The organism is Leptotrichia massiliensis (assembly GCF_900104625.1).
Classification (GTDB): Bacteria; Fusobacteriota; Fusobacteriia; order Fusobacteriales; family Leptotrichiaceae; genus Leptotrichia; species Leptotrichia massiliensis.
This window is the reverse complement of sequence record NZ_FNVZ01000005.1, coordinates 99,431-111,844: the sequence shown is the minus strand read 5'-3', so window position 1 is coordinate 111,844 and position 12,414 is coordinate 99,431. Positions and strand designations below refer to the sequence as shown.

Sequence of the window (12,414 nt, the reverse complement as noted above, 5' to 3'; positions counted from 1 at the left end):
TTCTTACTTGAAAAATTTGCAATAATTTCGTTATTTAAAAAGAGTTTTGTATAAATTCTGAAAATATTACATTTTTTCTCCACGGCTCATTGCTACAACCCCAGTTTTAGCGATTTCGAGTATTCCATAACTTTTCATCATTTCTACAAATCCACGTAATTTTTTCACATTTCCTGTAAGTTCTATTACAAGCGAGTTTGGTGCCACATCCAGCACTTTTCCACGATAAATGTCTGCAATTTGAACGATTTGAGCTCTAGTCTGAGCGTCGGATTTTACTTTTATAAGCATAAGTTCACGTCTTATAACGCCTTCCGATGGAAAAATTTTTACTTTTACAACGTCAACGATTTTATAAACTTGTTTTTGAATCTGATTTAATGCCTTATCGTCACCATCAACTGTAAGTGTCAATCTTGCATAACCTGGCTTATTTGTAACTCCCGCTGTCATTTTGTTTACTGAATATCCTCTTCTATTAAACATAGACATTATTCTTGATACAATTCCGTTTGTATTTTTAGTAATTATTAATATTTCATGCTCCTTAATCATTTTCCAACACTCCTTTCTTACCTATCATCTGACTTACAGTTTTTCCAGCAGGTATCATTGGGAACACATTTTCTTCCTTTTCAACAATACAATCCAGTATCACGCCTTCATCTGATAAAATCAAATCTTTTAATTTATTCTCCAAATCTGCCTTTGTCTTCAGTCTTTCCGATTTTATGCCATACGCATCAGCAATTTTCACAAAATCAGGGTTACATTCCAAATCAACAAAAGAATATCTTCTATCTTTAAATAATTCCTGCCATTGTCTAACCATTCCCAAGAATGAATTGTTTATAATTACTACTTTTACTGGCAAATTATACTGTCTAATCATCATAATTTCTTCAAGCGTCATTTGAAAACCACCATCTCCAACGATTAACACAACTTTCTTATCTCTTGCCCCAACTTGAGCTCCAATTGCTGCTGGCACTCCAAATCCCATTGTTCCAGCTCCACCTGAAGTTACGATGCTATTTGCATTTTTATAAGTCATATATTGTGCAGCCCACATTTGATGCTGTCCAACATCTGTTACAACGATTGTATCCCCATCCAGAATATCGTTAATTGCCTTTAATACTTCCTGTGGAAGCAATTTATCCTTACCAACATCTCTATGTGCCAATGGATATTCTTTTTTCCATTCTTTTACTTTATCTGTCCATTCTTTGTGATCCTGTGGCTCCAATTCCTTATTGATTTCAGAAAGCACATTTTTCAAATCTCCAACGATTGGAACATCAGCCTTTTTATTTTTATCAATTTCAGCAGGATCAATATCTATATGTATTATTTTCGCACGTTCACAAAATTTACTCGGATTTCCTGCGATTCTATCATCAAATCTTATCCCAGCCGCAATTACCAGATCCGCCTCATCAGTGGCATAATTCGCTGGAACAGTCCCATGCATTCCAAGCATTCCAAGTGACAAATCATGATTTTCAGGAAATGCTCCAAGTCCTAAAAGAGTTGTAGTTACTGGCATATCCATTTTATTTGCAAGTTCAAAAAGTTCCTTTGAAGCCTGCGATTTTATAACTCCTGCTCCTGCAATAATTAATGGCTTTTTCGCTTTTTTTATCAATGATAATGCTCTTTTTATCTGTACAGGATGCCCAACATAAGTCGGATCGTATCCTTCCAGCTGCACTTCCTTGTCAAACAGCTTGTTAAATTCCTCATAAGAAATTTCCTGCTGCTGAATATCGTTTGGTATATCCACCAATACAGGTCCCGGTCTTCCTGTTGAAGCTATAAAATAAGCCTCTTTTATAATTCTTGGAATATCTTTAATATTTTGCACCAGATAATTCCCTTTTGTTATTGGAACTGTAATTCCTACAATGTCAGTTTCCTGAAAAGCATCTCTACCAAGCAAGTTGCTTCTTACCTGCCCTGTTATTGCCAGCAATGGTATAGAGTCCATGTGTGCTGTCATAATCCCTGTAACCAAATTTGTTGCTCCAGGTCCCGAAGTTGCAAGACAAACTCCCACTTTTCCAGAAACTCTCGCATATCCGTCTGCGGCATGTACTGCTCCCTGCTCATGTCTTGCAAAATAATGTTTAATCTTTTCAAAACTGTAAATTTCATCATAAATAGGTATTACCGCTCCACCCGGATACCCAAACATATCAGTCACACCTACTTTATGCAGGCACTCCAACAGCATTCTTGCACCATTTATCATTTCGCTACTCATTTTTCAACCACCTTTTCTTTTAAAATTTTATTTTTATTATTCTATTTCCTGAGAATTTAACCTTTTTATTACATATCCTCTTTTACTAAATTCCTCTGTTATTTTGTTAATATGTTCCTCGCCATTCGTTTCTACTGTTACCTGAAGTTCTACATCGTGAAATCTGTTAAGATTTTTAAATTGATTATGCTCAAGCCTTATAACATTTGCATTCTGTTCAGAAAGAATTTGTGACACAGCAACCAGCTGCCCCGGTTTATCAGGCAAGTCAACCGAAAATCTAAATATTCTCCCTCTTACAACAAGCCCTTTATTTATCATAGAGGAAATCGTCAGCACATCAATATTTCCTCCACTTAAAATTGATACAATTTTTTTCCCTTTTTCCTTAATCTTTCTAAGTGCCGCAACCGAAAGAACTCCCGCATTCTCTGCAACAATCTTATGCTTTTCAACTAACAGAAGAAAAGACTCCATAAGTTCATAATCTGAAATTGTAATTATATCGTCCACATAATTTTTTATATAATCAAAATTCAGTTCCCCAATTTTCCTAACTGCCGTTCCATCAGCAATTGTATTAGTTTCAGGCAGTTCCACAATATCTCCATTTTTTAGAGCCGCAATTGCCGAAGCCGCTCCTTCTGGCTCTACACCAATTATTTTTATCACAGGATTTTTCAGTTTTGCCGCAAGCGCAATTCCCGAAATAAGTCCTCCGCCTCCAAGTGGCACAAGAATTATATCAGCATCAGGTAATTCTTCTAACACTTCAAGTGCAATTGTTCCCTGTCCTTCCACAACATCATCATCATTAAATGGATGAATAAACACATACCCTTCTTTCTCCTGCAATTCTCTCGCATAATTATAGGCATCATCATATTCTTCCCCTGCCAAAATAACCTCAGCTCCATATTGACGAGTTGCTTCCACCTTTATAAGAGGCGTGTACTTAGGCATTACAATAACTGCCTTAATTCCCAGTTTCTGAGCCGCAAGAGCCACACCCTGAGCATGATTTCCTGCTGATGAAGCAATAACTCCCTTTCTCTTCTCCTCTTCCGTCAATTTTGCAATCTTGTTATATGCTCCCCTAAGTTTAAACGAACCTGTTCGTTGTAAATTTTCAGGCTTAATATAAACATCATTTCCAGTTTCTTTCGAGAATACTGAACTGTGAATCAATTTAGTTTTAGTAATCACAGTACTTAATCTCTCTCTTGCTTCCATAAAATCATAAAGTTTATGCAATCTCTTCACCTTCTTCAAAAAATTTTTATTTTAATAACTCAAATTAATATTAACAGTTCTTTGAATGACTGTTAATAAATATTTCCTCTTATAATTTCTATGTTTTTTCTTTTTTATAACGCAAAGGGGATCAATCGCCATCCCCTTTGCAATCCCTGCTCGTCTAAGCATTTTTTTGAAATAAAATTGAAACTCGCTTTTTAATAAAGATTATTTCAACTCTTTAAACAAATTCAACTTCAATATTTTTAAAAAAGCTCAGACAATCAATTTTATTCCAAAAAAATCACGACAATTTTAGTTTAATTATATATAGTTAATTTAACTGCCACAAATAATAAGAATAAAATAATTATTAATCAAATATTTTAAAATAAGAATCATATATTTTTTATCTTTTCATTTAAAAACTCTATTATTATCTTTACAATTTCTGGCTGAAACCAATATTCATCAGAATGTCCTGCCCCAGTTACTACATACCTTGTTGATTCTATCCCTTTTTCAATTAATGCCTTGTGAAGTTTTTCTGTATGAATTGGAGGGACTAAAGTGTCTGCGTCTCCATGCATCAATAGAAATGGTGGCGTTTTATCGGAAATATACGATATTGGGTTTGTTACTTTTATATCATTTCTTACATCATTTAGCCAAAATTTCACTGATAATAATATTGCCCTGTAACCTTCATCAATATCATCTGGAATTTCAAAATCCACTTCTCCAAAGTCTGTTACTCCATAAATATCGATAACTACCTTTATATCGCTATTTTCAGATAAATTTTCACCTTTGTCAAAATCTCTTGTTCCATTTGTCGCTCCAGCCATTGCTACAAGATATCCACCAGCAGAATCTCCCATTATAGCTATTCTCTCCTTGTCTATCCCATATTCATCAGCATTAGCCTTCAAAAATCTGATTGCTGATTTTACATCTTCTACACTTTGTGGAAATACTCCATCAGGAATAGTTCTATATTCCATGCTTGCAACCACGTAACCAGCCTTTGCAATTTCAATTCTTTGCTGTAGATAATTTTCCTTGTAGCTATGTGCAAATGAGCCACCTGTTACGAACAGCACTGTTGGAAACTTTCCTTCTCTATTTGGTTTCAAAATATCCATTTCCAATTTTATATTTTTTCTAAAATAGCTGACTGGCTGTGAATAAGTAACATTCACTATTGATTTTATCTTTTCCTGTGTCAGCTCGATATTTAAAACTTTACTTTCTCCACCATTTCCCATTTCTATCTTCTCCTTTGTTAAAACACATTAATCCAATATCTCAATAGCCCCTCTATCCGCAGAGGACACGTGCATTGCATATTTTCTCAAATACCCTTTTACTTCAATTTTGAATGGCTCCAATTTAGCTTTTCTTGCTTTAATTTCCTCATCCGAAATTTTTATATTTATTGTTCTGCTTGGAATATCAATTTCAATAATATCTCCATCTTGAACTATAGCAATATTTCCACCCGAAGCGGCTTCTGGCGAAACGTGTCCAATTGAAGCTCCTCTTGTCGCTCCTGAAAATCTTCCGTCTGTAATTAACGCAACATCCTTGTCAAGTCCCATTCCAGCAATCATAGCTGTTGGCGATAACATTTCTCTCATTCCAGGTCCACCTTTTGGTCCTTCATATCTAATAATTACAACATCTCCTGCTACGATTTTTCCACCAACAATTGCTTCCACAGCTTCTTCCTCACTATTAAATACTTTTGCTGGTCCTGTATGCTGCAGCATTTCTGGATCTACTGCCCCTTCTTTAACAACGCAGCCATCTGGTGCCAAGTTTCCTTTTAATACCGCAATTCCACCAGTTTTATATGCTGGCTTATCCCAAGGCTTGATTACATCATCATCATTTATAAATGCTTCTTTTGCAAGTTCTCCTTGAGTACGTAATGCTACAGTTTTTGTATTTTCATGCAATCTTCCATTTTCAAGCATTCTTTTCATAACACCTGTTACTCCGCCTGCTCTGTACAAGTCTTCTATAAAATGTTCTCCAGATGGCGATAATTTACACAATTGCGGAGTTATTTTTGCAATTTCATTAAAATCTTCCAATGTCAATTTTATTCCTGCTTCATGTGCTATTGCTGGCAAATGCAGAGCTGTATTTGATGATCCTCCAAGAGCCATATCCATTGCAACAGCATTTTCAAATGCTTCTCTTGTCAAAATATCTTTTGGACGAACATCTGCTTTCAATACTTCCATAATTTGCATCCCAGCTTTTTTAGCAAGCCGTATTCTTTCTGAAAATACCGCTGGTACAGTTCCATTTCCTGGAAGTCCTAGTCCAAGCGCTTCTGTTAGGCAGTTCATTGTATTTGCCGTATACATTCCTGCACAAGATCCGCAAGTCGGACACGCCATTTCTTCAACAGAATTAAGTTCTCTTTTAGTTATTAATCCAGCTTCATATTGTCCAACTGCTTCAAATACATTGCTAAGCCCTATCTTCTTACCTTTATACACTCCCGCAAGCATCGCTCCTCCACTTACAAATATTGAAGGTATATTTAGTCTTGCAGACGCAATTAACATTCCAGGCACTACCTTATCACAGTTTGGCATAAATACAATCGCATCAAACGGAGTAGCCATTGCAACTGCTTCAATCGAATCTGCGATTATGTTTCTTGTTACCAGTGAAAATTTCATCCCAATATGATTCATTGCAAGTCCATCACAAATTCCAATTGTATTAAATTCCATTGGAACTCCTCCAGCCATTCTTATACCATCCTTCACAGCCTGAACCAAGTTTTTCAAATGAACATGCCCCGGTATAATTTCATTAAATGAATTAGCAATCCCAATAATTGGACGATCCATTTCCTCACTTGTAAATCCTAGCCCTTTCAAAAGCGATCTGTGTGGAGCTCTAGCCTCTCCTCTTGTCAAGTTGTTACTTCTTCCTTTTCCTTTCATTGTCATTGATTTCACTCTCCTAAAAATTTTTATGTTTCACTATTTTTCTTATATATATTTCAACAAATCTAGCTTGAGTCTGTTTTATCAGCCTCAAAACTATTTGATTAAATACCAAAATTCTTTAATTCCAATCTAAAATCTAAGTTTATATACTCAATTTTAATTGGCTTTATCTATATTTTATCACATTTTTTATATTTTTTTTACTTTTTTATATGTGTATAGCAAATTTTTTTAAATTTACTTTTACTTCTAAAAAAATAAAAGACGATTTTTAAATATAAATCGCCTCAAGTTTTTTATTATTAATACTGCATATGATTTTATTAACTATTTTCTAACGAAATTAGTCATTACATCTCTACCATTTACCGACATAACAAAATCATTTTCAGAAATTTTTAAGGCAACATATTTTTGGTTTTGCACAATTACAATTTCTAAAAGTTGAATAATCAGTAATAATGATAAGACTAAAATTAATAATGACATAATTTCCTCCAATTTTTAATTTTTTTGCTTCTTTCTCTTGCTATGAAATTATTATAACAAAAATCAATCATTTTGTAAAATATATGTTATATATATGACTTATATATTTCATTAATCTTTACAATTTCAAATTAAATAAAATTTATTTTGCTTTTTGAATAACATCTAGTGCTTCTTGTAAATATTTCTTCAATTCTGAATCATCTGCTTTTTTAGATATTTCCATTCCTTTTTTAGCCCATTTTTCTGCTGTTTCAGAATCTCCTAACCCAGCATAAAAGTTCGTCAGATTATAATATGCCCATGGATATCCTTTTTGAACAGAGGCTTGATACCATTTTAATGCTTCTTTTTGATTGCCTTCCTCTTCAAACATTACCCCCAATTTATTTTCCGAAAATCCATCTTTCTCAAATTTAGCTACCTTTAAATACCATTCTTTTGCATTTTTATAATCGTCCATTTCATAATATGCTGCTGCAATCCAAAGATAATTATCGGGATTATCCACCAACTTTTGATATTCTTTATAATATTTTATTGATTTTTCATAATCTTTTTTTTCAAAATATAAATATGCTATATTTGAAATTGCTGTAAAGTTACCCTTTTCTATGGCTTTTAAATACCACTTTTCAGCCTCTGAATAATTTTTTTGATTAGTATATAAAACTGCCAACCTATTTAAATAATCTGCATTGTTTGGAAATTCAGTTACATATTTTATAATTAAAGTTTCCAATTTTTTCTTATCATTTTTTCCATAAGCATCATCTATCTGTTTTTCTAATTTTGTTTTTTCTTCTTTTGTCATCGCTGAAAAGCTTTGAACTCCTAATCCTAAATTTGCAATTACTAATAACAAAATCAAGTATTTTTTCATAATGTCCCTTCTTTCTATCTCCTATATTAATAAACTTAGTTATTACTCTCAACTTCTTTAATGATCTCCTGTATATCTTTCATTTGTTTTTGATCTTTTTCTTTTTTCGCTGTTTCAAAAGATTTTTTTAGCCATTTTAATGCTGCATTCTTGTCTCTCTGCTGATAGTACAAAATCCCTAGATTCGCTTGGCCTCCTGAATTTCCTTTATCTGAGGATTCTAAAAACCATTTTCTAGCCTCTTTTTGATTCCCTTCAGCAAGATAAATTTGCCCTAAAATATTTTGTGACATACCTTCTTCATCCTTGATGTAGGATTTTAATAAATATTTTTTTGCTTCTTCTGTATTTCCCAATCTATAATTTAAAGTACCCATTACAAGATCCATTTCATCTATTTTTTCAAAAGTTGTATTATCAATTTCACTAAACCATTCTAATGCTTTCTTATAATCCCTTTGATACATATATAATATGCCAATCACTAGCCTTACATCATATTTTTTACCATTATCTGCTATAAAAGGATATTTCTTCTGCAGCTCTACTGCCTCATTTAATTCCTTTTCACTTTCGTTCTTTCTACCCATATCATTATAAAACATTCCCAGCATAACTTTTAATATGATATTAGAAGGATTTTTTTGTATATCTTCTTTTAACATTGACAAAGCTTTCTGCTTATTTCCTTTATCGTATTCTTTCGCTACTTTCGCCATCACTTTTTCAAATTCCTTAGAATTCATTTGCGAAAATCCCTGCACTCCAAAAACTAAATTAGCGAGAATCACCATAAAAACTAATATTTTTTTCATTTTCTACCTGCCTTTTTCAATATTTCGTTGTTTTATCTTAGTAAAATTTTCTTTGTTTATTGTATCATAATCATTAAAAAAATCAAAGTTATAGATATAAAAGTATTAAAATTAATAACCTTTAACTTTAATTTTTATAAACTAAAAGTAGAGTTCTGAAATTCATCATTGAAATATTTGTAAACCTTATTAAATTTAGTTTTTTATTTAAACAAAAAAACTGCCTTTCAATTCTAAAAGACAGTTAGATATTTGTTTTTTATTTTATATTTAATTATAATCCAAATGAGTAACCTACGCTTAAAGTAAGTGCTCCGTGATTAGTATTAAATTTATTATTTGCTTTATATCCAGGAAGATCCACATCTAATTTTGTTTTCAAACTATTTATATTATATGATAAATCAGTTACAAAATTTTTATATTGAATTCCAGCTCCAATTCCATAATAAATTCCTGAATTATATTTGAATTTAACACTAGAAGGTCCTTCTTTAATTTCTATTTTTCCAGAATTAAATGCAACTCCTAAATTACCTTTTACATAAGGAGTAACTTCAGAATCATTTTTAAAGTTATATCTTGTTGTAAAATACACAGGTACTGAACTAAGTCCTTTTACACTAACTCCTGGTAAGTTCTTACTGCTTAATTTATTATATTTATAAGCAATTCCACCACCCATTTCAAGATTTTCATTGAATACTGGTGTTCTATATTCACCTGTAATTTCAAATCCTCTCTTTAATGCATCTTTGTTGATTCTCCATGTTGAATTGTCAGTATCCTTAAATGTTGCACGGTTTGTCAAGTCTCCACCTATTCTAACTTCAGCAACACCAGCCATAGCAGTTGCACTTACAACTAATCCCAATAATAACAATAATTTTTTCACAAAAATTACCTCCAATTCTTAGTTTTTATTTTAACAAAATTTTTGTTAATTATTAGCATAGTATCAAATTTTTAATGTTTTGTCAACAACTTATTTTAAAAAATATAATACCTGATGTTGTGAGATAATACATTTACTTCAAAGTCTCAAAAATAAAGCATTGAATATTTATGATAAATACTTTATAAAAATATATCTAAAACTTGTTTTATTAAATAAAAAAAGTTTTATCTTATCATTTCTCTTATTAAAAAATATACAAATAAATTTATATGACACTAAACAAAATAAAAACTAAAAAACTAAATAGTTTAAACAATACATTCTAATCTTATACATCAGGATATTTTCTTACAACTTCAGTAATATTACAAGCTCCCTCAATCACAGGGAACATCACAACAGCTCCAGTACCTTCCCCCAATTTCATATTCATAAAGAGCATTGGCTCTAAATCCAGCTCCTTCATAATATACTTCATTCCAGGCTCTTCGCTCAAGTGTGAAGCAATCATAAAATTCCTGCAGTTTGGACAAATTTTATATGCAACAAGGGCAGAAATCGCTGAAATAAAACCATCTATCACGACAGGCACACGGTTTTTTGCACATCCTAGATAAGTTCCCACCATTCCAGCAATATCAAGTCCCCCAACTTTTGCCAGTACATCTATTATTTTATTTTTTTCAAATTTTTCTTTTTTTCCTGTTCCATTTATATTTTCTTCAAAAAATTTTGACAATCCATTTACTTCAACTGCTCTTTTAACAACATTCTTCTTATGCTCCAAAGTTTTATCATCTATTCCGCTTCCATAGCCAACAATCTCATCTAGCGACAAATCTGTCAGAACCTTTAAAATAGCACTACTAGTCGTAGTATTTCCAATCCCCATTTCTCCAGTTGCAAATAAATTGTATCCGTCCCTTGCAAACTCATCAACCATTTCAATCCCAGTTTCTATAGCCTTTACAGCATCTTCATACTCCATTGCGGCTTGTTTAGCAATATTATTAGTACCTGATTCCATAATTTTTCTGCTAATAATTCCTGATAAATCTATTTCTTTTTTTATGTCCGAACTCTCATCAATTCCCAGATCTACCACTTTCACATCAGCATTATATGCCATTGAGAGAGCATTAATTGATGATTTGCCATTTAACATCGCTTCCACTACATACTGCGTTATTACTCTTTTGGATTTGCTGACTTTTTCTCTTTCCACACCGTTATCCGCTGCCATTACAAGCACCATTTTTTTGCGAGGTTTATAATTTTTACTCATTCCCTCAAGCCTGATTGCCAGTTCTTCGAGTTTTCCCAGTCCATTTGGAGTTTTTAGCAGTGAATTCAGTTCATTTTTCTTTTTTTTCATTTTATTTCTATCTAAAGCCGTTATTTTTTTTATTGTATCAAATAAAATTTCTCCTGTAATTTTACTCTTTATGATTTCCATATATATTCCTCTATTTACAAATTTATTTTAATTTTTCAGCAATTTTTTGAAAAGTTTTTTCCACACCCTTCAACAATTTTTCCACATCCTCATCATTATGAATATAAGAAACAAAATGTGCCTCATATTTTGAAGGTGGCACAATTACTCCATTTTCAAGCATTATATCAAAATATATACTGTAAAATTCATCATTCGTATTAATTGCATCTTCCAAAGTTTTCACTTTTTCCTTTGAGAAAAATATTGTAAATAAGCTTCCGAAGTAGTTCACACTTGCTGGAATATCATATTTTTTTATTAATTCATTAATTTTATTTACCAAATTCTCCGTTTTTTTATTTACATTTTCGTAAATTTTAGGATTTTCCTTCAAAATCGAAATTGTTTCTATTCCTGCAGCAACTGAAATTGGATTTCCAGAAAGCGTTCCAGCGTGATAAACATTACCAACTGGCGAAATTAAGTTCATAATTTCTTTTTTTCCACCAAATCCACCAACTGGATAACCACCACCAATAATTTTTCCAAGAACAGTTAAATCAGGTATAATTCCAAATACTTTTTGAGCACCGCCTAACGAAACTCTAAATCCAGAAATTACCTCGTCAAAAATTAACACTACATTTTTTTCTTTCGTGATTTTACGTACTTTTTCCAAATATTCCTTTTCTGTTTCAATAAGCCCCATATTTGCTGGAATTGGCTCAATAATCACACACGCAATATCATCATCATTTTCCAAAGTTTCCTTCAATTTCTCAAAATCTCCAAAAGGCAATGTTATCGTATCCTTCACAACACCTTCAGTAATTCCGTTGCTATCCTGATGTGCAAATGTCAAAAGTCCCGAACCAGCCTTAACCAGCAATGAATCTGAATGTCCGTGATAACATCCTTCAAATTTTATAATCTTATTCTTTCCAGTAAACGCACGGGCAACTCTCACACTAGCCATAGCCGCTTCTGTCCCAGAAGTAGTCAATCTTAATTTTTCAATCGAAGGAAAACAGCTCTTTACAAGTTCTGCCAGTTCCACTTCCTTTTTCGTAGGAAGTCCAAAAGAAGTCCCATTTTCAAGTTCTCTCTTCACAACTTCCAAAACTTTCGGATAATTATGCCCTAAAATCATTGGTCCCCAAGAACCTATCATATCCACATACTCATTTTCATCCTCATCATAAAGTTTACTCCCATTTCCCCTTTTAATAAAAATCGGATATTCCTTATCCACCGACTGAAATGCTCTAACTGGACTATTTACTCCACCTGGTATTGATTTTTTAGCTTTTTCATAAATTTTTTTTGAATTATCTGTTTTCATTAAAATTTCCCTCTTTTCTAAATAATATTTTCTCCATTTTATCATATTTATTTTATTTTGCAAATATTGATT

At 32.3% G+C, this 12,414-nt stretch carries 11 protein-coding genes; all 11 read right to left on the bottom strand.

Annotated elements, in window-relative coordinates; translation table 11 throughout:
- Positions 1-66 precede the first annotated feature (66 nt).
- Positions 67-555 carry an acetolactate synthase small subunit gene (ilvN, locus tag BQ5344_RS04515; RefSeq protein ID WP_021769600.1) on the bottom strand — a complete coding sequence of 163 codons (489 nt, stop codon included), beginning with the start codon at positions 553-555 and terminating at the stop codon, positions 67-69.
- A complete protein-coding gene (ilvB, locus tag BQ5344_RS04510; protein ID WP_071124342.1) occupies positions 548-2,266 on the bottom strand; it encodes a biosynthetic-type acetolactate synthase large subunit in 1,719 nt (572 codons plus the stop codon). The genes ilvN and ilvB overlap by 8 nt, the downstream gene beginning before the upstream one ends.
- Positions 2,267-2,302: 36 nt before the next feature.
- On the bottom strand, positions 2,303-3,520 hold the full coding sequence (gene ilvA / locus BQ5344_RS04505; RefSeq protein ID WP_071124341.1) for a threonine ammonia-lyase: 1,218 nt from the start codon (positions 3,518-3,520) through the stop codon (positions 2,303-2,305).
- Positions 3,521-3,900: 380 nt separating this feature from the next.
- Positions 3,901-4,770, bottom strand: coding sequence for an alpha/beta hydrolase (locus tag BQ5344_RS04500; RefSeq protein ID WP_071124340.1), 870 nt, complete (start codon positions 4,768-4,770; stop codon positions 3,901-3,903).
- Between the two features lie 27 nt (positions 4,771-4,797).
- The gene (gene ilvD / locus BQ5344_RS04495; protein WP_205407992.1) at positions 4,798-6,477 is read right to left on the bottom strand and encodes a dihydroxy-acid dehydratase; all 1,680 of its coding nucleotides are present in this window, start codon (positions 6,475-6,477) and stop codon (positions 4,798-4,800) included.
- Between the two features lie 327 nt (positions 6,478-6,804).
- Positions 6,805-6,966 carry a hypothetical protein gene (locus BQ5344_RS04490; RefSeq protein ID WP_021769606.1) on the bottom strand — a complete coding sequence of 54 codons (162 nt, stop codon included), beginning with the start codon at positions 6,964-6,966 and terminating at the stop codon, positions 6,805-6,807.
- Between the two features lie 142 nt (positions 6,967-7,108).
- On the bottom strand, positions 7,109-7,849 hold the full coding sequence (locus tag BQ5344_RS04485) for a tetratricopeptide repeat protein (RefSeq protein ID WP_071124339.1): 741 nt from the start codon (positions 7,847-7,849) through the stop codon (positions 7,109-7,111).
- A 35-nt stretch (positions 7,850-7,884) separates the two neighbouring features.
- Positions 7,885-8,664 carry a tetratricopeptide repeat protein gene (locus tag BQ5344_RS04480; RefSeq protein ID WP_071124338.1) on the bottom strand — a complete coding sequence of 260 codons (780 nt, stop codon included), beginning with the start codon at positions 8,662-8,664 and terminating at the stop codon, positions 7,885-7,887.
- 274 nt (positions 8,665-8,938) lie between these two features.
- On the bottom strand, positions 8,939-9,559 hold the full coding sequence (locus BQ5344_RS04475; protein WP_021769609.1) for an outer membrane beta-barrel protein: 621 nt from the start codon (positions 9,557-9,559) through the stop codon (positions 8,939-8,941).
- 331 nt (positions 9,560-9,890) lie between these two features.
- Positions 9,891-11,018, bottom strand: coding sequence for a nicotinate-nucleotide--dimethylbenzimidazole phosphoribosyltransferase (gene cobT, locus BQ5344_RS04470; protein ID WP_071124337.1), 1,128 nt, complete (start codon positions 11,016-11,018; stop codon positions 9,891-9,893).
- Between the two features lie 22 nt (positions 11,019-11,040).
- Positions 11,041-12,342 (bottom strand): glutamate-1-semialdehyde 2,1-aminomutase, encoded by a 1,302-nt coding sequence (gene hemL / locus BQ5344_RS04465; protein ID WP_071124336.1) that lies wholly within the window; start codon positions 12,340-12,342, stop codon positions 11,041-11,043.
- Positions 12,343-12,414 lie beyond the last annotated feature (72 nt).

What these genes read in the sequence shown, in the direction of transcription:
- cobT (WP_071124337.1), bottom strand. Translation starts at nt 11,018, where the DNA reads ATGGAAATCATAAAGAGTAAAATTACAGGAGAAATTTTATTTGATACA.
- BQ5344_RS04490 (WP_021769606.1), bottom strand. Translation starts at nt 6,966, where the DNA reads ATGTCATTATTAATTTTAGTCTTATCATTATTACTGATTATTCAACTT.
- BQ5344_RS04500 (WP_071124340.1), bottom strand. Translation starts at nt 4,770, where the DNA reads ATGGGAAATGGTGGAGAAAGTAAAGTTTTAAATATCGAGCTGACACAG.
- BQ5344_RS04480 (WP_071124338.1), bottom strand. Translation starts at nt 8,664, where the DNA reads ATGAAAAAAATATTAGTTTTTATGGTGATTCTCGCTAATTTAGTTTTT.
- ilvD (WP_205407992.1), bottom strand. Translation starts at nt 6,477, where the DNA reads ATGACAATGAAAGGAAAAGGAAGAAGTAACAACTTGACAAGAGGAGAG.
- ilvB (WP_071124342.1), bottom strand. Translation starts at nt 2,266, where the DNA reads ATGAGTAGCGAAATGATAAATGGTGCAAGAATGCTGTTGGAGTGCCTG.
- BQ5344_RS04485 (WP_071124339.1), bottom strand. Translation starts at nt 7,849, where the DNA reads ATGAAAAAATACTTGATTTTGTTATTAGTAATTGCAAATTTAGGATTA.
- ilvN (WP_021769600.1), bottom strand. Translation starts at nt 555, where the DNA reads ATGATTAAGGAGCATGAAATATTAATAATTACTAAAAATACAAACGGA.
- hemL (WP_071124336.1), bottom strand. Translation starts at nt 12,342, where the DNA reads ATGAAAACAGATAATTCAAAAAAAATTTATGAAAAAGCTAAAAAATCA.